The organism is Caballeronia sp. INML3B (assembly GCF_023631305.1).
GTDB classification, from domain to species: domain Bacteria; phylum Pseudomonadota; class Gammaproteobacteria; order Burkholderiales; family Burkholderiaceae; genus Caballeronia; species Caballeronia turbans.
This window is the reverse complement of record NZ_JALQDI010000040.1, coordinates 275,648-298,533: the sequence shown is the minus strand read 5'-3', so window position 1 is coordinate 298,533 and position 22,886 is coordinate 275,648. Positions and strand designations below refer to the sequence as shown.

The following is a 22,886-nucleotide window of genomic DNA, read 5'->3' as shown; positions in this document are numbered from 1 at the left end:
CACGAAGGACCGTCCATCACTGAAAATGCACATGCACAAACCCCTCGCAGGCCAGATTGCGCTCGTGACCGGCGCGAGCTCGGGCATCGGCGCGGGCGTCGCCACGGCGCTCGCCGATGCGGGCGCGCACGTCGCCATCAACTATCACTCCCACGCGGAACCCGCTGAAGAACTCGCCGCCGCAATCACGGCAAAAGGCGGCGAAGCGTTCGCCGTCGGCGCGGACGTGTCCGACGAATCCCAGATCGACGCGATGTTCGAGGCCGTCGTGAAGCGCTTCGGCACCGTCGATATCGTCGTGGCGAATTCCGGGCTGCAGAAGGACGCGAAGTTCTCCGTGCTCACGCTCGCCGACTGGAACACGGTGATTCAGACGAATCTCACCGGCCAGTTCCTCACCGCGCAGCGCGCCGTGCGCACGTTCGAGCGGCGCGGCATGCGCGACGTATCGAAGGCGCTCGGCAAGATCATCTGCATGAGTTCCGTTCACGAGGTCATTCCGTGGGCGGGACATGTGAACTACGCTGCGTCCAAAGGCGGCATCCAGATGATGATGAAAACGATCGCGCAGGAAGTCGCGCCGCAACGCATCCGCGTGAACGGCATCGCGCCGGGCGCAATACGCACGCCGATCAACCAGGACGCGTGGGATACACCCGAGAAACTCGACAAGCTCCTGACGCTGATTCCGTACGGACGCGTCGGCGACGTGGAGGATATCGGCCGCGCGGCGGTCTGGCTCGCGTCCGACGACAGCGATTATGTCGTCGGCACGACGCTTTTCGTCGACGGCGGCATGACGCTTTATCCGGGATTCGCGGATAACGGCTGATATCGCATCGACGCAAAAACGGGAGCGGAATGAAGGACATCAAGGTGGACGTCGCCGTGATCGGCGCGGGCACGGCGGGCATGGCCGCGTTGCGCGCGGCGCGGCTCGCGGGCGTGAACGCGGTGCTGATCGAAAGCGGCGAGCTGGGCACGACCTGCGCGCGCGTCGGCTGCATGCCGTCGAAGCTGCTGCTCGCGGCGGCCAATGGTTTGCACGATGCCCATTCGCTGGCCGCCCGCGGCATCGAAGGCACGCACGCGCTCGAACCGGACTACGCGCACGTGCTCGACTACGTGCGGCGCGAGCGCGATGACTTCGTCAAGAGCGTGCTCGAGGAAGTCGACGCGCTGCCCGACGGCATCCTGCTGCGCGGCGGGGCCCGCTTCGAAGCGCCGACACGGCTCGTCGTCGGCGACCGCGTACGCGTCGAAGCAAAAAGCATCGTCATCGCGACGGGCGCGGCGCCGAGCGTGCCCGACGAGTTGAAGGTGTTCGGAGACAGGCTCATCACGAGCGACGATCTCTTCGAGCTGCGTACGCTGCCGAAACGCATCGCGGTGTTCGGCGCGGGACCGATCGCGCTGGAACTGGGACAGGCGCTCGCCCGCCTCGATGTCGACATCTTCATGTTCGGCAAGGGCGGCGGCGTCGCGGCGCTCACCGACAAGCCCGTGCGCGATGCGCTCGCCGCCGCGCTCGCCGACGAGTTCTATTTCGATCCCGACGCGAAGCTCGACAAGATGTCGCTCGAAGACGGCGTGCCGACGCTGCGCTTCACGTCGCCCGACGGAGAGGAACATGTCGAGCGCGTCGATCTGGTGCTCGCCGCGACGGGCCGTAAGCCGAATCTCAAGCCGCTCGCGCTCGAAAACGCGGGCATCGAACTGAATGACAAAGGCGTGCCGCTATTCGACGAAACCACGATGCGATGCGGCACGAGCTCCATCTTCATCGCGGGAGATTGCGACGGCGTGCGCCCCTGGCTCCACGACGCCGCCGACGAAGGCAAGCTCGCCGGAGACAACGCCGCGCGCTATCCCGACGTGCAGGCGATCAAGCGCAAGGTGCCCTTCTCGATCGTGTTCAGCGAGCCGCAGGTCGCGATCGTCGGGGCATCTTATGAGGCGCTCGACAGGCAGATGACGGTGACGGGCGAGGCATCGTTCGAGAGCCAGGGCAGAAGCCGCGTGATGCGGCAGAATCGCGGCCTTCTTCACGTCTACGCCGATGCGAAGACCGGCAAGCTGCGCGGCGCGCAAGGCTGTGGACCGGCGATGGAGCATCTGGGGCATCTTCTCGCCTGGGCACTGCAACTGGAACTGACGCTGGATGAGGCACTCACGCTGCCGTTCTATCACCCGGTGGTAGAAGAAGGCCTGCGCAGCGCGCTGAAAGATGCCAACCGAAAATGCCATGAAGAGCGTTCGGAGACGCCGCCCGCGCTACCGGGCGCGGCGGGTTGCTGATCATCCGCGAGTAGCAGCACAAAAAATAAAACGCCGGCTGCTTGCAGCCGGCGTTTCGTCTTCCGAATCAGGCGTGAGAACCGTTACCGTTCAGCTCCCGCTCAGACCGTATTGCAGCGCAAGGTCGAAGCCCAGCACCACCAGCGAGCAGAACAGACCCAGCGACAGATTCGCCAGCCGGTGGCCGACGTCCTTGTGCCTCGTCAGAACAGCGCCCGCGAGGAACGCGATTTCCACGATAACCTGCATGCAGAACACGGCGATCATCAACGCGAACTCGTAACCCATCGAGCTGAAGTTCATGAAGTTGAAGCCGTTCACCGCCACCCAAGACCCCACTCGCCAAGCTTCGTATGCCAATAGCAGCAACGGGAAGAAATAGCTGGCTACATAAGTCGGCACCGTGGCGTGCCGCAATTCCATATTTAAGTGACGTGTTACTTGCATCGCGTACTCCTCATCTGATTGCCCGAAAACGACGGGCGTTCTACCTGCACCGTGGCGCAACCGGAGCGTTCAAACCGAACGGCAGACGGGCGTCGTGCTTTCAGAATAGGACAATTTTCGGGAAAGCGAATCATCGTATTCCCGATGATCGCACCCAGTAAGGCGCTACGCGACGCATTGTGCAGTGCAACTGAACAACGCAGTTATATAGCCTGCGAATTCGGCACGTGCGTGCGTGCCGAATTCGTACTTGGTTGAATTCCTTACTGGCCGCTTTGTTGCTTGGCGTATAGCTTGATGATGCCCGAAAAATCGAGTCCGCCTAATCCCTGCTGGCTCATAGACTGATACAACTGTTGTGCCAGGGCGCCCATGAATACCGGCTGCCTTGCAGCGCGCGCCGCATCGACGGCAAGCCCGAGGTCCTTCAACATCAGATCCGCGCCGAAGCCGCCCGAATACCCGCGCGACGCGGGCGCCGTTTCGACGATGCCCGGATAGGGATTACACGTATCCGAACTCCAGCAACGTCCGGTCGATGTGTTGACGATGCTCGCGAGTTTCGTCGGATCGATTCCGAGCGTTTCGCCGAGCTTCATCGCCTCCGCGACGCCGATCATGGAAATCCCGAGCAGCAGGTTGTTGCAGATCTTCGCGATCTGGCCGGTGCCAGTTTCGCCGCAACGCACCATGTTTTTGCCCATGCCGGAAAGGACGGGACGAAGCGTTTCGAAGAGGGCCTCGTCGGCGCCGACCATGAATGTCAGCGTCCCCGCCTGTGCCCCGACGACGCCCCCGGAAACGGGCGCATCCGCGAACGGATTGCCCTGCTTCGCCGCCGCTTCACCGATGAGTCTGGCGGTGGCCGGATCGATCGTGCTGCTGTCGACGAGCGGCACGCCCCTCGCGACACCGGCAAGCACGCCGTCGCCGCTCAAGTACACCGCCTTCACATGCTGCGCTGCGGGAAGCATCGTGATGACGACTTCCGCGCCCTCGGCCGCCGCGCGCGGCGATGCGGCCAGCGTTGCGCCCACCGCCTTCGCCGCGTCCAGCGCCGCGGGCACGAGATCGAACGCCGTCACCGCGTGCCCGGCTTTCAGAAGATTGGCGGCCATCGGGCCACCCATGTGCCCCAGGCCGATAAAACCTGTCTTCATCGCCGTCTCCTTTTATCGCAGCGAGATGGTCGTGTTGACGCCGTCGTTCACCGTGGCGTCGTCGAACCAGCGCGCGGTGACGGTCTTCGTCTGCGTGTAGAACTGCACGACCTGCTTGCCGTACGGACCGAGATCGCCCAGCTTCGAGCCGCGCGAGCCGGTGAAGCTGAACGCCGGGACCGGCACCGGAATCGGAATATTGATGCCCACCTGGCCGATGTCGATCTCGCTCTGAAACTTGCGTGCCGCAGCGCCGCTCTGCGTGAAGAGCCCGACGCCGTTGCCCATCGGATTGCGATTGACGAGCGCGATCGCGTCATCGAGCGTGTCGGCCTCGACCACGCACAGCACCGGGCCGAAGATCTCGGTCTTGTAGATCGACATGCCGGTATCGACGTTCGTGAAAATCGTCGGCCCGATGAAGTTGCCGTTCTCGTAGCCCTTCACGTCGATGCCGCGGCCATCGAGCGCGAGCGTCGCACCCTCCTCGACGCCCTTGCCGATCAGCCCGAGAACGCGCTCCTTCGCCGCCTTCGAGACGACCGGGCCGACGTCCGTGTTCGGTTCGATGCCCGCATTGACCTTGAGCGTCTTCGCGCGTTCGACGAGCTCCGGCACCCAGTCCTTCGACGCTCCGACGAACACCGCCACCGACGTCGCCATGCAGCGCTGCCCCGCCGCGCCGAAACCCGCGCCAGCGAGCGCGTTGAGCGTCTGCTCCTTGTTCGCGTCGGGCAGCACGACGGCGTGATTCTTCGCGCCCATCATCGACTGGACGCGCTTGCCGTGCTGACTCGCGAGGTTATACACATGCGTGCCCACGGCCGTCGAACCGACGAACGAGATCGCCTTGATGTCGGGATGCGTGCAGATCGCATCCACGACTTCCTTGCCGCCATGCACGACGTTGAGCACGCCCGGCGGCACGCCGGCTTCGATCGCGAGCTCGACGAGCTCCATCGTCGAAAGCGGATCCTGTTCCGACGGCTTCAGCACGAAGGTGTTGCCGCAGACGATCGCCATCGGGAACATCCACAGGGGGATCATCGCGGGGAAGTTGAAGGGCGTAATGCCCGCGCAGACGCCGATCGGCTGGCGCAGCGTATATGTATCGACGCCGCCCGCGACGTTCTCGGAGAATTCGCCTTGCTGCAAAGTGCTGATCGAGCACGCATGTTCGACGACTTCGAGGCCGCGGAAGATGTCGCCCTCGGCATCGGCCAGCGTCTTGCCCTGCTCGGCCGTAAGCGTCTGCGCAATGCGCTTCTGGTTCTGACGCACGAGATCCTGAAACTTCAGCATGAGACGCATGCGCACGCCGAGCGGCGTCGTACGCCAGGTCTGAAACGCCTTCTGCGCGGCGGCTACGGCGGCATTCACTTCGTCCATCGTCGCGAAGGGCACGCGGCCCACCACGTCCTGCGTCGCGGGATTGACGATGTCCCGCCATTCCGTCGTCTTCGAATCGACGAACTGGCCGTCGATCAGCAGCTTGGCCGTACGGACGGACGCCTTCTGCGCCGGATGTTCAGCAGCGATATTCACGAGTCACTCCTTGTCTGGAAAGTTGCAAACGCGGGTTGGGATGACGGACGAAGACGCGGGGACGGGACGCCGTTGCGGCGCCGAGGGGATAGGCATGTCGTCTCCGTTTATGAGAAATCGGCCTGCACTGCTGCACGCTCGTTTCCTTGAGTATAGTTATGCAAAAGTCCATCATGGCACCATAAAAACACCCGATCGATATGCAAAAAGACGCCATGCAAACCGCCAAGTTCGACCTCTCCCGGCTCAACTGGGACGATCTGCGCTTCTTCCTCGAAGTTGCCCGCACGCAGCGCGCGAGCGGCGCGGCAAAGCGCCTGGGCGTCGATTACACGACGGTCGCGCGGCGCGTGCGTGCGCTCGAAGACGCGCTCGGCACGCTCCTGTTCGACAAGTCGCGTAGCGGCGGATTCATTCTGACGGCCGAGGGCCAGCGGCTGCTCGGCTTCGTCGACTCGATCGAGACGACGGTGCAGTCCGCCACCGAGCAGATCGCCAATACGGGTCACGCGCTGTCGGGGCATGTGCGCGTCGGCTCGACCGAAGGTTTCGGCTGCTTTTTTCTCGCGCCGCAGCTCGCGCGCTTTCAGGACGCGCATCCGAACATTTCCATCGATCTCTTGCCGGTGCCGCATTTCGTGAGCCTCTCCAAGCGCGAAGCGGATATCGCCGTGACGCTCGAACGGCCCGAGCAGGGCCAGTACGTCTATACGAAGCTCTGCGAATACCGCCTCAAGCTATACGCGACCGCCGAGTATCTGGACGCGCACGAGCCGATCCGCACGAGCGACGATCTGCGTCATCATCGCTTCGCGAGTTATATCGACGATCTCGCGTTCAGCTACGAACTGCTGTATCTCGAGCGCGCGGTGCCGGGCGCGGTGTCGCGCTGGCGCAGCACGAGCGCGATCGCCCAATGTTTCGCCGCGCTGCAGGGCCGCGCGCTCGCGATCCTGCCGTGCTTCATGACCTCGCCCGATCCGCGCTTCGTCCCGGTGCTGCCGGACGACATCGTCGTGACGCGCGCCTTCTATCTGTCCTGCCGCGAAGACCTGCGCAAGCTCAAGCGCATCACGGCCGTCTGGGATTACCTGCGCGCGGCGGCCGAGGCAAATCGCGCATTCCTGATGGGCGACGGCACGCAGATGGCTTGGGTGGACGTCAAGTCATCCTGATCAAACACGCTTTTTGACGGCCATACGGATCAAACGTGGTAAGCGCCGACGCCCTCCGAACATCACAAAATTTGGCAAAAGGAATTCGTGTAATTTTGATTCGATATCCTGTTGAAACGTCACCTGGGGCACAGGGTCGGGCATAATCGCCGCCGGTCTTTTCGTTTTGCCGTGGAGAGCGCGGCGCACTCCATCCCCGTGATTTTTCTTAGTCTTTCTCCCGCCGGCCGTACGGGCCGCCTCGCGCGCTGATGGCTTTCGTCATCTGGTCGCGGCGGACCATGTCCCGCCAGCGCATCCGCTTCGTCGAGGCGCGCACGGCGCGCGCCATCGCCATCATCGGCGCCATCACGCTTCTGATCGCCGCGCTGGCGCTCGGCATCGCGATCGGCACGATGTTCGCCCGCAGCCATCTCGGCGAGGAGCAGGCGCTGATGTCGCGCCGCTCCTATGAGATCGAAGCGCTCGGCCGCCTCAATGCCGCGCTGATCGAGCTCGCGCCGCGCGTCGAAGGGCTGTCCGCGCAAGTAAACGAGCTTCACGATTTCGACATGCGTCTGAAGGCTGCGCACGGCGCAAGCAATACCTCCGGCGTGCACGAGGTCCCGCCGCTGCCCGACAGCGAGGAACCGGCCTCGTCGCTCGACGGCGCTGGTGGGCCGGCGCTGCCGCCGCGCCTGTGCGATACCGGCCGCGCGGGGTCCGGCGCGCCGCGGCAGCGCCTGAAGAGCACGCAGCGCATCATCGATTGTTTGAACGACGAAGTCTCGCAACTCGAAACGCAGACGCTCGCGCGCTATGCCGCGTACATGGCGTTTCCCGGCCGCGATCCGGCGCCTGGCACGCGCAATGGCTCGCCTTACGGCAATCGTCTGGATCCGTTCACCGGGCACCTGAGCTTTCATCCCGGGCTCGATCTCGTGGCCCCGAGCGGCACGCCCATCCTCGCGAGCGCGGGCGGACGCGTCGTGCAGGCTGGAGAGCGCAATGGCTATGGCAACGCGGTCGATATCCGCCACGGCGACGGCATGGTGACGCGTTACGGACATGCGTCGCGCCTCCTCGTGAAAACCGGCGACTACGTGATGCCCGGGCAGGAGATCGCGGAAATCGGCTCGACCGGACGCTCCACGGGCCCGCATCTGCATTTCGAAGTGATCCTCGACGGCGCGCAGATCAATCCTTCTCCCTACCTCGCGCTCTTCAAGCGCAAGCCGAATGCGCAAAGTTGATTCGAAGCGGCTGTCGCTGCAACTGACTCGCCAGTCCTATTCGCTTACGCCCAAGCGTGGCGCGGGCATCTGGCTCGGCCTGATCGCGGCCGTGTGCGCGATCGCGGCGCTGGCTGCCGCGGGCTTCGCGCTCAAACGCTCGAACGAGGACGCCCACAAGCTGGACGCGCTCTGCGCGCCGCCCGCTTCCGAGCAGACGCTGCGCGATCAGCTCGTGCACGCGCAACTCGCGCTCGAACAGGAAGCGGCGAGCCGCACGGCGCTGGAGCAGCGCGTGAAGGACGGCACGGCCGAGATTCAGCGGCTGCAAACCGACCTCGCTTTCCTCAGGAAACAGCACAAACCCGATTGAGCGCCACGCTCCACGCGCTCGCTTCGTGCAACCCCTTACCGCATCGCAAGGACTCGACATGTTTTCATCGAAGAAGGATTCCAACGGAATCAAGATGGCCAAGCTCGCGACGCTCGTCGCGCACAACGTTCATATCTCGGGCGATCTCGAGTTCAGCGAGGGCCTGCGCATGGACGGCCAGGTGACAGGCAATGTGAGCGGCCGTCCGGGCGAAGAAACGCTGCTCGTCGTGAGCGACCAGGGTGCGATTCGCGGCAATGTGAGCGCCTACGACGTCATCATCAACGGCTGCGTGACGGGCGATGTCACCGTTGCGCATTTCGTCGAACTTCAGTCGAATGCGCGGGTGCTGGGCAACATCTACTATCAGCAGTTGCGCATGGATATCGGCGCGACTGTCGAAGGCAAGCTCACCAAGTTCGATTCGCAGTCCGCGCATGTTCCGACGCTGCCGGCGCCGCCCGGATACAGCATCGACCTCGCGACGAACTGACTGCCGGCAAGGGCGCCGCCCGACCGGCGCTCGTTGGCAACGGCGCACCTATCCGGCTAAGATTCGGTGGATGAAGGCCACGCGCTCGCGCCCACGCGAATCACGCGACTTCGAGCGCCCATCGACGCGTGGCCGGTGATATCGGAATAACTATAAGGGCGCCCCATGCTGGTCAATTGCGCGGCTTATCAAAACGGCCGAAAACTCGCGGATGTGCATATCGACGATATCAATGCATACCGCGATCTGCCCGACTCTTTCATTTGGGTTGCATTGAAGGAACCCGGTCCCGGCGAGCTCGCGCACATGACGCATCAGTTCGGCCTGCATGAACTGGCGGTTGAAGATGCGCAGCACGGGCATCAACGGCCGAAGATCGAGGAATACGGCGATTCGCTGTTCGCGGTATTCCACACAGTCGAGTTCGATGAAGAAGGCGAAGTGCTCGTCGGCGAGATGAACGTGTTCGTCGGCAAGAACTACGTGCTCTCGGTGCGCAATCGCACGACGCAAGGTTTTCAGGAAGTTCGGAAGCGCTGCGAGCGCGAGCCGCATCTGCTCAAGCATGGTCCGGCCTTCGTGATGTACGCGCTGCTCGATGCCGTCGTTGACCGATACTTTCCCGTGCTGGAGACGCTCGGCGCGGAAGTCGACGAAGTTGAAGAGCGCATCTTCGAGCAGAAAGGTTCGGTGGAATCCCGCGAGATCATCGAAGATCTCTACTCGTTGAAGCGCCGCATGACGATCCTCCAGCACCACACCGCGCCGCTGCTCGAAGCCGTCAGCAAACTGTATGGCGGGCGCTCGCCGGGCGTCTGTTCAGGCATGCAGGAATACTTCCGCGATGTGTACGACCACTTGCTGCGCATCGTGAAGACGATTGAGGGGCGTCGTGAAATGATCGTCACGGCGATTCAGGTGAATCTCGGCCTGATCGCGCTCGCGGAAAGCGAAGTGACCAAGCGCCTCGGCTCGTTCGCGGCGCTCTTTGCGGTGCCGACGATGATCGCCGGCATCTACGGCATGAACTTCAAGTCGATTCCGGAACTCGATTGGGTCTACGGTTATCCGACGTGTCTCGCCGTTATGCTGATCGTCGATGTCGTGCTCTACTGGCGGTTCAAGAAGGCCGGCTGGCTGTAAGAAGTGTCTTTCAGGAACCTTCGGTCGAATTTCGTTGTCTAATCAAGCGATTTGCGGGAGAATGCGGTGTGGCCTTGCAAACCGGCCCATCGACCGCACATGACGTGAACGCACGTCGCATTTTCATCGCTTTTCGTTTCAAACCGCACGTCGGCCTTGCTTTTTTGCCGATGTCGCCGTCCCGGTCATGCCGGCCACGGCGCGCCGCATCTGCGGTTCGCTTGTCCTCCGGCCTATGCCGTCAAGCTCACAATGAGCCTGAATAGAGACGCGGCGCGCTCCGATCGCACGTTTGATCGTGCCGGGCGTGCCAGGCCACGCTTTGCATCGCCTCTCACGTTTCGTAGCGACGCCGCCTGAGGGCAGCGGCGCTCGACACTTCATCGGCGTTGATTGCGCGTCTCGCAGGATGCGCGGCAGCACCCACTACTATTGACCACAGGAGCCCCATATGGCGAAAGAAGAACTCATCGAACTCGACGGCATCGTTGACGAAGTGCTTCCCGACAGCCGCTATCGCGTGACGCTGGACAACGGCGTCGTCGTGGGCGCGTACGCCTCGGGCCGCATGCGCAAGAACCACATCCGCATTCTGGCCGGCGACCGCGTGACGCTGGAACTGTCGGTGTATGACCTGACGAAGGGCCGCATCAACTTCCGTCACAAGGACGAGCGCGCAAGCGGCGGCGGCCAGCGTGCACCGATGCGCCGTCGTTGATGCCTCACTGTCTTATCTGATTCATCCGCAACCGGCGTGGGCCTGATCCGCAGCGCACGCTCCTGAATCGACTCGCGGATCATCCTGTACTTCGACGCGGCCGCATGCCCCGCGCCTGGCCGTTCCGGCTGCGCGACGCGTCGATGCCCTTTCCCGCCATACGTCAAGCCGCACCCCGCGCCGCCAGCAGCGCGCCGATGCCGATCGCGAAGCCGTCCTCGTCGTTGCTCTTCGAGACCAGGCTCGCCTGACGCTGCACGGCGTCGGATGCCTGCCCCATCGCGATCGATACCCCCGCAATCTCGAACATCGCCACGTCGTTGCCCATGTCGCCGAGCACGGCCACGCGCTCGAGCGGCACGCCGGCGAACCGCGCGAGCTCGCGCACCGCGGTGCCCTTGTTCGCCTCCAGGCTCGTGATGTCGAGATAGTAGGTCTGAGAGCGCGCGGCATGACCACGGCCTTCGAGCTGCTGCTGCAGACCGCTTTCCACACGCGCGAGCAGCGCAGTATCGGCCGTCGAGCCGACGATCTTGTCGACCGCATCGAGATCGACATCGTCGAAGCGCGTGACAAGCACGCCCTCGTAGCCGACCGTGCGCGTTTCGAGCGGCACATACGTGCCTTCGGGATTCGTCAGATACCACGCATCGTCGATGAACACCCACGCGTCGACATTCGCGGCGGCGAGCGCCTCCAGCGCGGTCTGCACGACATCTCGCGGCAGTTTGTGCGACGACAGCACTTCCCACGTGCCCGGCCGGACCAGACTGCCGCCGTTGTACGACGCATAAGGCATGTCGACCGTGAGCGCCTCCACGATATGCCGCATGCCTTTGCCCGGCCGGCTGCTGGCCACCGTGAAGCGCACGCCGGCGTCGCGCAGGCGGCGCACCGCGTCCTTGGCGGGCTGGCCGAGCGCCTTGTCGGTGTAGAGCAGCGTGCCGTCGCAATCGGTGACGACGAGCTCCGCGCGAGCGAGCGTATCGAAGGCCGCGGTGCCGTCGCCCGTCGCGCTGTGCAGGCCGTATTTGCCTCGAGCGTTCATTAGTGCGCCCCTTCATGCTGATTGAAGTGCGGCAACTGCCGCGTCTCGCGCACCGAGCGCGGATGCCACAGCCGCGCGCCGCCTTCGATGCCCGCCGCGTTCGACACGATCGCCACGTTTTCCGGCAGCTTGAACCTGACGTGCGCCGCATTGCCGCCGCCGATCCAGAGCTTGTCGTAGTTCACGAGCGTCGCAAGAATGCCGATGATCTTCTCCACGCGCCGGCTCCAGCGTTTCTTGCCCGCCTTCTCGCGCGCCGCGTTGCCGATGTACTCGTCGTAGGTCTTGTCCTTCGCGACCGGATGATGCGCGAGCTCGAGATGCGGCATCAGCTCGCCATCGCGAAAGAGCGCGGTGCCCGCGCCAGTGCCGAGCGTCAACACCATCTCGATGCCGCGCCCTTCGATCGCCGCGAGCCCCTGCATCTCGGCATCGTTGATCATGCGCGCCGGCATGCCGCCCAAGCGCTCGGAAATCAGTTGCGCGAGCGGCACGCCACGCCAGGCCGGCGTGCCGAGATTGGGCGCGGTCAGCACGACGTTTTCGCGCACGACGCCCGGAAAGCCGATGGAAATATGCGTCGGCGGCTCCGCGACGATCGGCGTGACCAGTTCGATGAGCATTTCGACGACCACGTCGGGCTTCGCCGGATGCGGCGTCGCCACGCGCATGCGGTCGCTCTTCATCTCGCCATCCTCGGAGATGACAGCCGCCTTCAACCCGGTCCCGCCGATATCGATCGCGAGGATGCGTTCGGCCTTGATCGCGAGTTTGTCCGCCGAGACATGCGTTTTCTGTTTGGTTTTCGACTCTGTGCTCACGCTCGTTGTCCTTGTGGTTGCGTTCCGGTTGGATGAGTTCAGTCCTTCTTGCGCGTATCGGTCAGCGCGCGCCAGGTGCGGCCGTCCTGCGCCAGCAGTTGATCCGACTCCGCCGGCCCCGCGCTGCCCGCCGCATAACCGTGTACGGCAAGCGGGCTCTCCGGATGCAGCACGCGATCCACCGCCGCCCACGCCGTCTCGATGCTGTCCGCGCGCTGAAAAAGCGTTGCGTCGCCGAGCATGCAGTCGTAGAGCAGCGTCTCGTAGCCGACGTTCGCCCGCTCCGCGAAGAAATCGGCGTAGTTGAAGGCCGAGCGCACCTTGCCGATCTGCATCACCGGCCCCGGCACCTTCACGTTGAAGTCGAACGTCGTGCCGTGCGCCGGGTCGATGCGCAGCGTGAAGACGTTCGGCGTGAGCGCATCGACGGGCGTGTCGCGAAACAGCAGGAACGGCACGGCTTTCAGTTGCACCGAGATCTCCGTGCGCCGCTCGGTCAGCCGCTTGCCGGTGCGCAGATAGAACGGCACGCCCGCCCAGCGCCAGTTCTCGACATACACGCGCGCCGCCGCATAGGTCTCCGTGCGGCTGTCCTTCGCGACGCCCGCCTCTTCCCTGTAGCCCGGCCCGGCGGGTCCGGCTTCATACTGGCCGAGCACGACATCGTTCGCCGTGAGTGGACGGAGCGCATCGAAGACTTCGGCTTTGCGGTCACGCACGGATTCGGCATCGAAGGAATTGGGCGGCTCCATCGCCACCATGCCGAGCAACTGGAAAAGATGGTTCGGCAGCATGTCGCGAAACGCGCCCGTCTGCTCGTAGAACTTGCCGCGCCCTTCCACGCCGATCGTCTCCGCCGCCGTGATCTGCACGTTATCGATGTATTCGCGCCGCCAGACAGGTTCGAACATCGCGTTGGCGAAGCGCACGGCGAGGATGCTCTGCACCGTGTCCTTGCCGAGAAAATGGTCGATGCGATACACCTGCGACTCGCCCGCATAGTTGAGGATGCAGGCGTTGAGCGCCCGTGCCGACGCCAGATCGGTCCCGAACGGCTTCTCGATGACGAGCCGCCTGAAGTTGCCATCCTTCTCTTCGAGCAGGCCGGCCGCGCCGAGATGCTCGATGATCGGCTGAAAAAATCGCGCCCCCACCGCGAGATAGAACACGACGTTGCCCGCCTTCGCTTTCGCGAGCCGCGCCTTGAGCCGCGCGAAGGTTTCGTCTTCCTCGAATTCGCCCGGAAAGTACTCGAGCCGTCCGACGACCCAGTTCCACGCCGCTTCGTTCAACTGCGACGTGTGGAAGGTGGCGGCCTTGTCGGCGGCGAAGGCGCGCAGCGACTGCGTGAGCTCGTCGCGCCATTCGGACGTCTCGCGCTCGCCGTGGTTCACCCCGATGATCTCCATGCCGTCGTCGAGTAACTTGTCGGCAGACAGGTTGTAGAGCGACGGCATCAGGAGCCGCTTGGTGAGATCGCCGCCGGCTCCGAAAATCACGAGCGTGCATGGCGGCGCAGGTTGCTTGCCGGCGCATGTCGCGCTCGCCGGGTTCGCGGGATTCGCTTCGTTCGATTGATTCGCTTCGTTCGATTCCTTCGGCATGGCGTATCGCCCCTTGTCAGTTGCGCGTGAACCTGGAAAGACCTTCATCGATGCGGCACAGTTCATTTCGATGTCGCGCCGCAAGCCCGCGCGCCGAAACCGTATGCTTTTTGTAATTTATGAGCTTTCGTGTCGTAAAATATGCGCGCTCGGCGCCCGCGCTGGCGGACCTTGCGACATCGAAGCCGACTCGAGGCCTGGACTCCCATGAACGCACACGACAATTCAATCGACCTTGCCGCGTACTTCGAGCGCATCGGCTTTTCCGGACCCGCACGGCCGGCGCCGACGCTCGACACGCTGCGCACGCTGCATCTGCTTCATCCGCAGACCATTCCTTTCGAAAACCTCGACGTGCTGATCGGACGCCCGGTCAGGCTCGATCTCGAATCGATCCAGCGCAAACTCGTCGCAAGTCGGCGCGGCGGTTACTGCTACGAGCATAATCTGCTGTTTCGCAGCGTACTGCAGACGCTGGGTTTTCGCGTCCGCAGCTTCGCGGCCCGCGTCCTATGGGGCCGGGAGACGCCGGAAATGCCGGCGCGCACGCACATGCTCCTGCTCGTCGATCTCGACGAAGGCACCTTCGTCACCGATGTCGGTTTCGGCGGCATGACGCTGTCCGCACCGCTCGCACTCCAGACGGGCCTCGAGCAGATCACGCCGCACGGCGCTTTCCGCCTCGACGACGCCGGCGGCGAGCCTTCAGGGTTCGTTCTGCAGGCGCTCGTCAACGGTTCATGGACGCGCGTCTATCGCTTCGACCTCGACCCGCAGTATGACGTCGACTACGAGATGGCCAACCATTTCGTGTCCACTTACCCGCAGTCGATCTTCCTGCACAACCTGCTGGCCGCGCGTCTCGCGCCGGGCAAGCGCTTCGGTCTGCTCAACCGGCGCCTCTCGGTGCACGACGAACGCGAAGGCAGCGATCATCGCGCGCTCGGCAACGTCGCCGACCTGCGCCGTACGCTCGAAAACGAGATCGGCATTCGTCTGCCGGATAGCGCCGGTCTCGACGCCGCGCTCGCCCGTCTGCCCTGAAACGCGGACACTGCGGCCGGCACAACCAAGCTTAATCACAAGACAACGATGTTCAAGAACAAGACGCGCGGCGGCAGCGATTTCCAGACGCATCACCGCAGCACGGTGCTCGCGAACCGGCTGCCCGAATGGCGCTCGCGCCTCGTCGTGATCGGCATGACCGCGGCCTTCCTGTCGCTCGCCGGGCGCGCGCTGTGGGTGCAGGTCATCGACCACAAGTTTTATCTCGGCGAAGGCCAGAAGCGCTACCAGCGCACGCTGGCGCTTTCGGCGACGCGCGGGCGCATCGTCGATCGGAACGGGGCGATGCTCGCCGTGAGCCTCGCCACCTACGAAGTCTGGGCGACGCCCAAGTTGTTCGACGGCGACCACGGCAACGAGATCGCGCGCCTGCTCGACATGCCGCCGAAGGACTTGCAGCGGCGCATCGACGCGAACCGCGCGTTCGTCCTGCTCAAGCGTCAGGTCGAAGCCGAGACCGCCGAGCGGATCGCGACGATCGGACGCGCGGGCATCACGCTCGTGCCGGACACGAAGCGCTTCTATCCCGAAGGCGAATCGGCGGCGCACGTCGTCGGCTTCACCAATAACGAGGATCACGGCCAGGAAGGCGTCGAGCTCGCCGCGGATACTCGCCTGACGGGCGAAGCGGGCCAGCGCGAGGTGATTCGCGACCGCCTCGGACGCGTGGTCTCGCAAATCGGCGAGCCGGCCATGCCGCAGAACGGCGAGACCATTCAACTGACGATCGACCGGCGCATCCAGCAGCTCGCGCATTCGCAACTGAAGTCGGCGATCGTGAAGCACAAGGCCCGCGCGGGCAGCGTCGTCGTGCTCGACGCGAAGAACGGCGAGGTGCTCGCGCTCGCCAACTACCCGAGCTTCGATCCGAATGATCGCTCGCGTCTCACCGGCGAGCAGTTGCGCAACCGCGCGCTCACCGACACCTTCGAGCCCGGCTCGACGATCAAGCCGCTCGTCGCCGCATTGTCGATCGATCTGGGGAAGGTACGCCCGGACACGCGCATCGACACGGCGCCAGGCACGTTCAAGCTTGGCCCGAACGTGATCCACGACACATCGAACCACGGCGTCATCACCGTGGCCGAGGCGGTGCAGATGTCCAGCAACGTCGCGCTTACGAAGCTCGCGCTGCAACTTCCCGCGCAGACGATCTGGGACAAGTACCGCGAATACGGCATCGGCCGCGCGCCCGAGCTGACATTTCCCGGCGCGGCGACCGGCCGCCTGCGCTCGCCCGAGCGCTGGAAGCCGATCGAGCAGGCGACGATGGCCTATGGCTACGGCCTCTCGCTCTCGCTCCTGCAGATCGCGCAAATCTATACCGCCTATGCCGGCGACGGACGCTTTCATCCGGCCACGCTGATTCAGGGCGAATCACGCGGCGACGCCATGCAGGTGACGAAGCCCGCGACCGCGAAGGCCGTGCGCAACATGCTCGAAATGGCGATCGGCGACCACGGCACGGGGCGCGCCGCGGCGGTCGAGGGCTATCGCGTCGGCGGCAAGACCGGCACGGCGCGCAAGCAGGTCGGGCGTTCGTACGCGGCGAACAAGTACCGGGCGTCGTTCGTGGGCATTGCGCCGATGAGCGATCCGCGCGTGATCGTCGCGGTGATGATCGACGAGCCCACGGGCGGCACCTACTACGGCGGCACGGTGGCGGGGCCGGTGTTCTCCGGCATCGTCGGCGGGACGCTGCCGCTGCTCGGCGTTCCGCCCGACGCCTGAGCCGCCGCGCAGGCGGGCGCGGGCCTTGCTGCACCGGTCAGGCGCACCCCCGCGAACCTGCCCGGACTGTAAAGGGCTTATGCTCTAATGTCGTGTCCGGCACCAAGAGATCAAACGGGAAAGACCATGAAAAAACTCGCCGCGGCGCTCGCGTTGCCTGTGCTTTTCGCCGCTTGCGCACAGTTTCATAACGAAGACGCGGGACAACCCGAAGTCGAGAAGTCATCGACTGACAACAAGGTGAACGGCATCGTCCAGTGCATCGCCGACGAGGCGAAGAAGCACGACGCCAAATTCCAGAAGACGGCCATTCCGCAAGGCGTGATGCTCGAATTCGGCGATTCGAACGTGATCAAGGTCCGTTACGACAACGGCGAGACCACGTATCGCTTCTATCCGGGGCAGCGTCATCCGTCGAATCTGTGGATCGAGGGCGCGGGCAAGAAATGCGCGCCGGCCGACGCGACCGCCCACGACGAACCCCAGAAATAAGCAGGCACATCATGCGCTCGACCAAAGCCATCGGGGCCGTGGAACGGCTCAAGACACGCAGCGGCAACGCGAACTACGCGGCCATCTCGATGCCGGGCGGGCTCTTCTATCTCGCCGAGCGCTCGGCCGAAGGCTCGAAAAAGCTCTCCGATCCCATGCCGATGGACGAGTTCGTCGCGTTCGTCAATGCGCGCGAGCCAGGCAAGCCGCGCAAGGTGAGCAAGCTCGATCTCGCGATGGAAGAGCAGATCGGCCGCAGCGGAAAGCGCACGGCGAAAGCGCCCGCCGAAGGCGCCGAATAAGGGTCGTTGTCTCGTCGTCCCGATCGATCCGCGCCGCCCTGGCGCGGCGCAACATCGAAATCCCCGCTTCCTCACATGAATGTGCGATGACAGACGGAGCCTGCAGGCTTGCGTTGCGTACATTTTTGCTAACGATCGAACTCGCTGAGACGGGTAACGATCGGTCTACCGAAGAAAAGAGCAAGGGCCGCCCGCAACGCTACAAAAAAATGCGCGGGTGAACGGGGTGCCTGGACGGTGCGCGTGTCCGATGTCGGGACCACGCGCCGTATGGCCGAGAGGAAGACCAGAAAAATGAAGAAGAAAAGCGAGACCAAGGGCAGCCTTTTGCCCTCGGCGATGGCGGACGTCGAGCTTCAACACATCGAGCGCGCGCTCGCGCAACTCCGCACCATGCACAAACAATCTTCCGGCACGCTCAACGTCGAGTACTGGCGCGAGCGTCTTACCGCGGTGATGAAGGGTTACGCGCTCGTGCCCGCGCAGAAACAGCGCATCGAGGCGCTGCGCATCGCGCTCGACACGGTAGACAACGGCCCCCGCGACGGCTCCGGCAGCCGCAGGAAGTCGACCAACAGGCTTTGGGCGAAAGCGGCCTGACAACCGCTTTCGCCGCTCGCGCCGCGGCGCGATTCCGTCGTTCACGCCCGCGTTTCGTGACGAGCCGGGCGTGCAGCGGTGCTCGAACTTTCGACTCCGATGCATTGCGGACGCGTCCGGCCGCCGCCGGGCACCGTTCATGCTCGATAGCAAGTCCTTCGATCATGCCGGGAGTTGTCATGTCCACAGTTCGTCACGACCACGCGCGCGCCTCGCGCCGGCCCGGTCCGCTGCTCGCGAATGCCGTCCTCGCCAGTCTCATGGCAGCGTTCAGCACGTACGGGGTCGCGCAGATCACGAACGGCGGCGGCGCCGGCAATCAGGACAATCGTCAGTCCGATTCGACATCGAGCGCCGCTCCGTCGGGCACCGCCATGCATGAATCGCAGAAACCGCAGTCGAAGGATGCCGCCAAGGGCCGCGCCGCGACCGCGGGCAAGGATCGCAAGTCCGAGGGCAGCGGCGGCTTCAATAACGGCCTGTACGGCACGGGCGCGGGCAGCAACAAGTAAGGGCGATCGTCTTCGATCGCGGCGTGCTCGCGGCACTCAGATTTCCGGCGCGATCGCCGCATGATTGATGATCGCGACGAGCGACACGCCGCCGATCACGTTGCCGATGAACGTCGGCACGAGAAACACGAAAAAGTAGTCGGGGATGCTGGCCGCGCCGATCATCACCGCGTACGCCGCTTCGACCGATCCCGCGATGACGTGCGTGAGCTTGCTCACCGCGACCGTGTACGTCACGAGCAGGATGGTCAGGAGACGCCCCGAGCGCGCGCTCGGCAGGAGCCAAACCATGAGCGCGATCAGCCAGCCGGAGAACACGCCGCGCACGACGGTCACGCCGAACTCGGCGGAAAGCGGCGTCATCGCGACCTTGGCGAGCGCATCGATCACTTCTGGCGCGAATACGCCGCGAATCTGCAGGATGGCGGCGAAGATCGCCGTGCCGACGAGGTTGAAGAAGAGCACGATCGCCCAGAGACGCAGCGTCTTGAACAAGGTCACGAGATCGCGCCGCGTGAGCACGGGCAGCACCGCCGTGAGCGTGCTTTCGGTAAAGAGCTGCTGACGTCCGAGGATGACGAAGACGAAGCCGATCGTATAGCCGAAGCTCGAGATGAGGCCGCGCCATGCCGTGTCCGGCAGCGCGCCTTCGAGGATCGACTGGACGAGAAAGGAGAAGCCCATCGAGAGGCCGGCGGCGAGCGCCGACCACATCAGCGCGGCGAACGTGCGCTCCATCGCGACTTCGCCTTCCTCGCGCACGATCTCATGGATGACGAGCGGATGCGGCGCCGAGTGTTCGGCGGCCTGTTCCTGTTCGGCGCTATCGAGGTGCGGCGAGTCCGCTCCAGCGGAATTCCCCTTGGCGGAGTCGCCGGCTTGCGGCTCGTTCATGTTCGTTCTCCCTGAACGCCGCTCGATACGGAGAGTGGATGAGCGGCTGAGGCATTGACGAAGCACGAACGATGCCCATGACGCTAGCGGGCGATGGTGCGGTCGATCGAGTCATAGCCGCGCCACTTGTAAATGAGCGCGGAAACCAGCCAGCACGCGGCGAAGATCGCAACGATTCCATAGCCGAGCATCCCGAAGTGCTCGGACAGCGACGCGCCCATGTCCCACAGTCCGCCCTTCAGTTGCAGCCGGTCCGCGATCAGCCCGAGCGCCTCGATGCCGCCGACGAGCAACGCGATCAGCACCGACACGAGCGTGACGGTGAGGTTGTAGTAGAGCTTGCGGATCGGTTTCGTGAACGCCCAGCCGTAGGCGCCCGTCATCAGGAGGCTGTCCGCGGTATCGATGAGCGACATGCCGGCCGTGAAGAGCACCGGAAACACGAGAATCGACCAGACCGGCATGCCGCGCGCGGCTTCGGCGGCCGCGATGCCCATTAGACCAATTTCGGTGGCCGTGTCGAAGCCGAGCCCGAACAGAAAGCCGAGCGGATACATGTGCCAGCTCTTGCCGATCAGCCTGAAGAGCGGCCGCGCGATGCGCGCGAGCGGTCCGCCGCCGACCGCGAGCATGTCGATGTCTTCGTCGCGGCAGGACTCGCCGCGCCGCACGCGTCTGAATGCGCGCCACACGCCGCGCAGCACGAAGAGGTTCATCGCAGCGATGGCGAACAGGAATAGCGACGACACCGACGTGCCGATGATCCCGCCGATCTCGCGAAACTCGGTGAAGCGGCCCTGCACGGCCATCGCGGTCGCGGCGATCAGCGCGGTGGCCGCGACGACGATCGTCGAATGTCCGAGCGAAAAAAAGAATCCGGCGAAGAGCGGCCGCTTGCCTTCCTGCATCAGCTTGCGGGTGACGTTGTCGATCGCGGCGATATGGTCGGCGTCGACCGCATGACGCAGCCCGAGCGAATACGCGAGCAGCGATGTGCCGAGCAACAGCGGATAGTGGCGGAACGCGGCGAGCGCCCAGAGCCACGCGAACACGTTGAAGGCGATCAGGCCGGCGATGAGACGCGCGGATTTGCGCGGCGATTTTCGATGCGTCGGATGCGACGCGGAAGCGGGCTCGAACGATTCGGTCATAGGCGCGCGCATGCGGTATTGAAGTAATCAAGGATACCGTGGGCGAATGCGTGGCCAAAAATCGGCCGCATCGACGAATGCTTATTGCGCCGATCGCGCAATCCTTAGCCGAATTCCTTGGTTGGGACGGGCAAGCGGCGCCGCTAGCATGGCCCTTCGTCTTTATCGAAGTCCGCCATGCCCCGCTATCTCGACGACGCCCAGCGCCAGGAACTCCAGAACCAACGCGAAAGCTGGCGCTGGCGCAGCGAATGGCCGACGTGGGCGGTGATCGTCGCGATCTACGGCGGCTGGTTCGGCGTCGCGCTCAACGCCCGCACGATCGGCCTCGTGCCGTCCATCGCGCTGCTCGCGGCGCTGTCGTGCTGGTATATGTCGCTGCAGCACGAGCTGATGCACGGGCATCCAACGCGCTGGCCGCTTCTCAACATGCTCTTCGGCATCGCCCCGCTCGCGGTGTGGTTTCCCTACGAGGTCTACCGGGAATCGCATCTGCGTCATCACGACGACGCGCATCTGACCGAACCCGGCCGCGACCCCGAAAGCTTTTACGTGACGCCGGCGCAATGGGCGAGCGCCGGCCCCGTCTTGCGCGCCGCCCTCGCCGCGCGCAACACCTTCGCGGGCCGCATGCTGATCGGACCGTGGTTCTCGATCGCGGCATCGTGGCGCGAGGCGGCGCAGGCCGTCGTCGAGCGGCGCTGGCGGATCGTCGCGAGCTGGGCGGCGCATCTCGCGTCGCTCGTGCTGCTCGCGAGCTGGCTCGAAACGCGATGCGGCATTCCGTGGCGCGCATTCGTGTTCGGCGTCGGCTATGCGTCGCTCGCGCTCGCTTCGGTGCGCTCGTTTCAGGAGCATCGTGCGGCGGAGAAGGAAAGCGAACGTACGGTCGTGAACGAAGCCGCGTGGCCGTGGCGTCTGCTCTTTCTCAACAACAACTATCACGCCGTCCATCACGACCTGCCCGGCGTGCCGTGGTTCGCGCTCGGCCAGGTGTATGCCCGCCGGCGCGACGGCTATCGCGCGAGCAACGGCGGGTTCGTCGTGCGGGGATACGGCGAATGGGCGATTCGCCATGCGTTCGCGCAGGCGGCCGAACCGGTGCATCCGTTCGCCGTTGCCGAGTCGCCGAGCGGCCGACGCCCGAGCGCGCGCAGCGGCGATACGGCCAGCCTCGCGAGCTGACGCGCCGCGCTGTACGATCCGTCATCGTCATTCGTTACCCGTTCCCGATGCACTGGCTCGCCGCCCTGCCGATGTACAACGTGACGCCCGCGCTCGCCGCGGACTGGCGCACGCTGCTCGCGCATGTGCGTGAGCATCTCGCGGACTGGCTGAGCGCGCGCGGCGATACGCTCGACATTGTCGATCCCGATAGGGATCTCACCGCCTTCTGGCTGCGCGGCGATGTGCTGTTCTCGCAGACCTGCGGCTATCCGCTCGTGCATGCGTTAGCCGATCGCGTGCGGCTCATCGGCGCGCCCGATTTCGATGTGCCCGGCTGCGAAAGCGGCACCTATCGCAGCGTGCTCGTCGCCGGCGGGCATGTCGGCGCGCAGACGATCGAACGTTGCCGCGGCCTGCGCGCCGCCTATAACGACGATGATTCCAACAGCGGCATGAATCTCTTCCGCCACGCAGTCGCCCCTTTCGCGCACGACGGACGGTTCTTCGCCTCGGTGACGAAGACCGGCGCGCATCTCGCCTCGCTGCGTGCGCTCGCCGAGGGGCGCGCGGATGTCGCCGCGATCGACTGCGTCACGTTCGCGTTCGCGCAGGCGCACCTGCCGGAACTGACGGACGGCGTGCGCGCGCTCGGCATGACGGCGAGCGCGGCCGCGCTGCCTTTCATCGCGTCGATGCGCGTGCCGCAGGACGCAATCGACACAATTTTGCAGGCACTCGCCGGCGCGCTCGATCACGATCCCGCGCTCGCCGCCCGGCTGAGGCTCAGAGGCGTCGTACGGCGCACACAGGCCGACTACGCGCCGATTCTCGACTACGAACGCGACGCCATCGGCCGCGGCTATCCGCGACTCGCCTGACCGAGCCGCGCCCGCCCGATCCGGCAGGATTCTCCCAGTTTCGGCACAATCAATTCTT

The 22,886-nt window shown here is 64.6% G+C and carries 24 protein-coding genes; 16 read left to right on the top strand and 8 right to left on the bottom strand.

The window, feature by feature from the left end:
- Positions 1-31: 31 nt before the first annotated feature.
- Positions 32-832 (top strand): SDR family oxidoreductase, encoded by an 801-nt coding sequence (locus NCS58_RS17005; protein ID WP_061115902.1) that lies wholly within the window; start codon positions 32-34, stop codon positions 830-832.
- A gap of 29 nt (positions 833-861) precedes the next feature.
- Complete coding sequence (locus tag NCS58_RS17000; RefSeq protein ID WP_061115903.1) at positions 862-2,298, top strand: dihydrolipoyl dehydrogenase; 1,437 nt, start codon at positions 862-864, stop codon at positions 2,296-2,298.
- 90 nt (positions 2,299-2,388) lie between these two features.
- On the opposite strand, the gene NCS58_RS16995 is transcribed toward NCS58_RS17000, so the two are convergent.
- The 3 genes from NCS58_RS16995 to NCS58_RS16985 all read right to left on the bottom strand — a co-directional run bounded on the left by NCS58_RS16995 (position 2,389) and on the right by NCS58_RS16985 (position 5,450).
- A complete protein-coding gene (locus NCS58_RS16995; RefSeq protein WP_061115904.1) occupies positions 2,389-2,745 on the bottom strand; it encodes a hypothetical protein in 357 nt (118 codons plus the stop codon).
- 263 nt (positions 2,746-3,008) lie between these two features.
- Positions 3,009-3,905: a 3-hydroxyisobutyrate dehydrogenase gene (gene mmsB / locus NCS58_RS16990; protein WP_061115905.1), complete on the bottom strand. Its 897-nt coding sequence runs from the start codon at positions 3,903-3,905 to the stop codon at positions 3,009-3,011.
- A gap of 12 nt (positions 3,906-3,917) precedes the next feature.
- Complete coding sequence (locus NCS58_RS16985; protein ID WP_061115906.1) at positions 3,918-5,450, bottom strand: CoA-acylating methylmalonate-semialdehyde dehydrogenase; 1,533 nt, start codon at positions 5,448-5,450, stop codon at positions 3,918-3,920.
- Between the two features lie 215 nt (positions 5,451-5,665).
- Here NCS58_RS16985 and NCS58_RS16980 point away from each other — a divergent pair, with 215 nt between their 5' ends.
- The 6 genes from NCS58_RS16980 (at position 5,666) to infA (ending at position 10,563) form a co-directional block, all read left to right on the top strand.
- Entirely contained in the window at positions 5,666-6,625 is a 960-nt protein-coding gene (locus NCS58_RS16980; protein WP_250477404.1) for a LysR family transcriptional regulator, read from the top strand.
- Between the two features lie 281 nt (positions 6,626-6,906).
- Positions 6,907-7,857: a M23 family metallopeptidase gene (locus tag NCS58_RS16975; RefSeq protein ID WP_086960672.1), complete on the top strand. Its 951-nt coding sequence runs from the start codon at positions 6,907-6,909 to the stop codon at positions 7,855-7,857.
- On the top strand, positions 7,844-8,209 hold the full coding sequence (locus tag NCS58_RS16970; protein WP_061115908.1) for a hypothetical protein: 366 nt from the start codon (positions 7,844-7,846) through the stop codon (positions 8,207-8,209). Before NCS58_RS16975 ends, NCS58_RS16970 begins: the two co-directional genes overlap by 14 nt.
- Before the next feature lie 58 nt (positions 8,210-8,267).
- A complete protein-coding gene (locus NCS58_RS16965) occupies positions 8,268-8,702 on the top strand; it encodes a polymer-forming cytoskeletal protein (RefSeq protein ID WP_061115909.1) in 435 nt (144 codons plus the stop codon).
- Between the two features lie 165 nt (positions 8,703-8,867).
- Complete coding sequence (gene corA / locus NCS58_RS16960; RefSeq protein ID WP_061115910.1) at positions 8,868-9,845, top strand: magnesium/cobalt transporter CorA; 978 nt, start codon at positions 8,868-8,870, stop codon at positions 9,843-9,845.
- Between the two features lie 451 nt (positions 9,846-10,296).
- Entirely contained in the window at positions 10,297-10,563 is a 267-nt protein-coding gene (gene infA, locus NCS58_RS16955) for a translation initiation factor IF-1 (RefSeq protein WP_061115911.1), read from the top strand.
- A 163-nt stretch (positions 10,564-10,726) separates the two neighbouring features.
- Here infA and NCS58_RS16950 read toward each other — a convergent pair whose 3' ends face one another.
- The 3 genes from NCS58_RS16950 to zwf are packed head-to-tail and all read right to left on the bottom strand — an operon-like array spanning position 10,727 to position 14,036.
- Positions 10,727-11,611 carry a Cof-type HAD-IIB family hydrolase gene (locus NCS58_RS16950; protein WP_061115912.1) on the bottom strand — a complete coding sequence of 295 codons (885 nt, stop codon included), beginning with the start codon at positions 11,609-11,611 and terminating at the stop codon, positions 10,727-10,729.
- Positions 11,611-12,432, bottom strand: a complete 822-nt coding sequence (locus NCS58_RS16945; RefSeq protein ID WP_409241824.1) for an ROK family protein — start codon at positions 12,430-12,432, stop codon at positions 11,611-11,613. The genes NCS58_RS16950 and NCS58_RS16945 overlap by 1 nt, the downstream gene beginning before the upstream one ends.
- Positions 12,433-12,470: 38 nt before the next feature.
- Positions 12,471-14,036 (bottom strand): glucose-6-phosphate dehydrogenase, encoded by a 1,566-nt coding sequence (gene zwf / locus NCS58_RS16940; RefSeq protein WP_061115914.1) that lies wholly within the window; start codon positions 14,034-14,036, stop codon positions 12,471-12,473.
- A 207-nt stretch (positions 14,037-14,243) separates the two neighbouring features.
- On the opposite strand from zwf, the gene NCS58_RS16935 reads away from it, so the two are divergent.
- The 6 genes from NCS58_RS16935 (at position 14,244) to NCS58_RS16910 (ending at position 18,738) form a co-directional block, all read left to right on the top strand.
- On the top strand, positions 14,244-15,080 hold the full coding sequence (locus NCS58_RS16935; protein ID WP_061115915.1) for an arylamine N-acetyltransferase: 837 nt from the start codon (positions 14,244-14,246) through the stop codon (positions 15,078-15,080).
- Positions 15,081-15,128: 48 nt separating this feature from the next.
- Positions 15,129-16,832 (top strand): penicillin-binding protein 2, encoded by a 1,704-nt coding sequence (locus NCS58_RS16930; RefSeq protein ID WP_061115916.1) that lies wholly within the window; start codon positions 15,129-15,131, stop codon positions 16,830-16,832.
- 126 nt (positions 16,833-16,958) lie between these two features.
- Positions 16,959-17,324 carry a hypothetical protein gene (locus NCS58_RS16925; protein ID WP_061115917.1) on the top strand — a complete coding sequence of 122 codons (366 nt, stop codon included), beginning with the start codon at positions 16,959-16,961 and terminating at the stop codon, positions 17,322-17,324.
- 11 nt (positions 17,325-17,335) lie between these two features.
- On the top strand, positions 17,336-17,626 hold the full coding sequence (locus tag NCS58_RS16920; protein ID WP_061115918.1) for a hypothetical protein: 291 nt from the start codon (positions 17,336-17,338) through the stop codon (positions 17,624-17,626).
- Between the two features lie 243 nt (positions 17,627-17,869).
- Positions 17,870-18,226, top strand: coding sequence for a hypothetical protein (locus NCS58_RS16915; RefSeq protein WP_250477402.1), 357 nt, complete (start codon positions 17,870-17,872; stop codon positions 18,224-18,226).
- Between the two features lie 179 nt (positions 18,227-18,405).
- Positions 18,406-18,738, top strand: a complete 333-nt coding sequence (locus tag NCS58_RS16910) for a hypothetical protein (protein WP_061115920.1) — start codon at positions 18,406-18,408, stop codon at positions 18,736-18,738.
- 36 nt (positions 18,739-18,774) lie between these two features.
- On the opposite strand, the gene NCS58_RS16905 is transcribed toward NCS58_RS16910, so the two are convergent.
- Positions 18,775-19,632, bottom strand: coding sequence for a formate/nitrite transporter family protein (locus NCS58_RS16905; RefSeq protein WP_061115921.1), 858 nt, complete (start codon positions 19,630-19,632; stop codon positions 18,775-18,777).
- Positions 19,633-19,715: 83 nt separating this feature from the next.
- Positions 19,716-20,783, bottom strand: coding sequence for a HoxN/HupN/NixA family nickel/cobalt transporter (locus NCS58_RS16900; protein WP_061116102.1), 1,068 nt, complete (start codon positions 20,781-20,783; stop codon positions 19,716-19,718).
- Between the two features lie 177 nt (positions 20,784-20,960).
- On the opposite strand from NCS58_RS16900, the gene NCS58_RS16895 reads away from it, so the two are divergent.
- Together NCS58_RS16895 and NCS58_RS16890 are read left to right on the top strand one after the other, a co-directional pair.
- On the top strand, positions 20,961-21,968 hold the full coding sequence (locus tag NCS58_RS16895) for a fatty acid desaturase (RefSeq protein WP_061115922.1): 1,008 nt from the start codon (positions 20,961-20,963) through the stop codon (positions 21,966-21,968).
- Between the two features lie 47 nt (positions 21,969-22,015).
- The gene (locus NCS58_RS16890) at positions 22,016-22,828 is read left to right on the top strand and encodes a phosphate/phosphite/phosphonate ABC transporter substrate-binding protein (RefSeq protein ID WP_061115923.1); all 813 of its coding nucleotides are present in this window, start codon (positions 22,016-22,018) and stop codon (positions 22,826-22,828) included.
- Positions 22,829-22,886: the final 58 nt, after the last annotated feature.

What these genes read in the sequence shown, in the direction of transcription:
- NCS58_RS16910 (WP_061115920.1), top strand. Translation starts at nt 18,406, where the DNA reads ATGTCCACAGTTCGTCACGACCACGCGCGCGCCTCGCGCCGGCCCGGT.
- NCS58_RS16950 (WP_061115912.1), bottom strand. Translation starts at nt 11,611, where the DNA reads ATGAACGCTCGAGGCAAATACGGCCTGCACAGCGCGACGGGCGACGGC.
- NCS58_RS16925 (WP_061115917.1), top strand. Translation starts at nt 16,959, where the DNA reads ATGAAAAAACTCGCCGCGGCGCTCGCGTTGCCTGTGCTTTTCGCCGCT.
- NCS58_RS17005 (WP_061115902.1), top strand. Translation starts at nt 32, where the DNA reads ATGCACAAACCCCTCGCAGGCCAGATTGCGCTCGTGACCGGCGCGAGC.
- NCS58_RS16900 (WP_061116102.1), bottom strand. Translation starts at nt 20,783, where the DNA reads ATGACCGAATCGTTCGAGCCCGCTTCCGCGTCGCATCCGACGCATCGA.
- NCS58_RS16935 (WP_061115915.1), top strand. Translation starts at nt 14,244, where the DNA reads ATGAACGCACACGACAATTCAATCGACCTTGCCGCGTACTTCGAGCGC.
- NCS58_RS16890 (WP_061115923.1), top strand. Translation starts at nt 22,016, where the DNA reads ATGCACTGGCTCGCCGCCCTGCCGATGTACAACGTGACGCCCGCGCTC.
- NCS58_RS16920 (WP_061115918.1), top strand. Translation starts at nt 17,336, where the DNA reads ATGCGCTCGACCAAAGCCATCGGGGCCGTGGAACGGCTCAAGACACGC.
- NCS58_RS16895 (WP_061115922.1), top strand. Translation starts at nt 20,961, where the DNA reads ATGCCCCGCTATCTCGACGACGCCCAGCGCCAGGAACTCCAGAACCAA.
- infA (WP_061115911.1), top strand. Translation starts at nt 10,297, where the DNA reads ATGGCGAAAGAAGAACTCATCGAACTCGACGGCATCGTTGACGAAGTG.
- NCS58_RS16930 (WP_061115916.1), top strand. Translation starts at nt 15,129, where the DNA reads ATGTTCAAGAACAAGACGCGCGGCGGCAGCGATTTCCAGACGCATCAC.
- NCS58_RS16980 (WP_250477404.1), top strand. Translation starts at nt 5,666, where the DNA reads ATGCAAACCGCCAAGTTCGACCTCTCCCGGCTCAACTGGGACGATCTG.
- zwf (WP_061115914.1), bottom strand. Translation starts at nt 14,036, where the DNA reads ATGCCGAAGGAATCGAACGAAGCGAATCAATCGAACGAAGCGAATCCC.
- NCS58_RS16970 (WP_061115908.1), top strand. Translation starts at nt 7,844, where the DNA reads ATGCGCAAAGTTGATTCGAAGCGGCTGTCGCTGCAACTGACTCGCCAG.
- mmsB (WP_061115905.1), bottom strand. Translation starts at nt 3,905, where the DNA reads ATGAAGACAGGTTTTATCGGCCTGGGGCACATGGGTGGCCCGATGGCC.
- NCS58_RS16995 (WP_061115904.1), bottom strand. Translation starts at nt 2,745, where the DNA reads ATGCAAGTAACACGTCACTTAAATATGGAATTGCGGCACGCCACGGTG.
- corA (WP_061115910.1), top strand. Translation starts at nt 8,868, where the DNA reads ATGCTGGTCAATTGCGCGGCTTATCAAAACGGCCGAAAACTCGCGGAT.
- NCS58_RS16965 (WP_061115909.1), top strand. Translation starts at nt 8,268, where the DNA reads ATGTTTTCATCGAAGAAGGATTCCAACGGAATCAAGATGGCCAAGCTC.
- NCS58_RS16975 (WP_086960672.1), top strand. Translation starts at nt 6,907, where the DNA reads ATGTCCCGCCAGCGCATCCGCTTCGTCGAGGCGCGCACGGCGCGCGCC.
- NCS58_RS16905 (WP_061115921.1), bottom strand. Translation starts at nt 19,632, where the DNA reads ATGAACGAGCCGCAAGCCGGCGACTCCGCCAAGGGGAATTCCGCTGGA.
- NCS58_RS17000 (WP_061115903.1), top strand. Translation starts at nt 862, where the DNA reads ATGAAGGACATCAAGGTGGACGTCGCCGTGATCGGCGCGGGCACGGCG.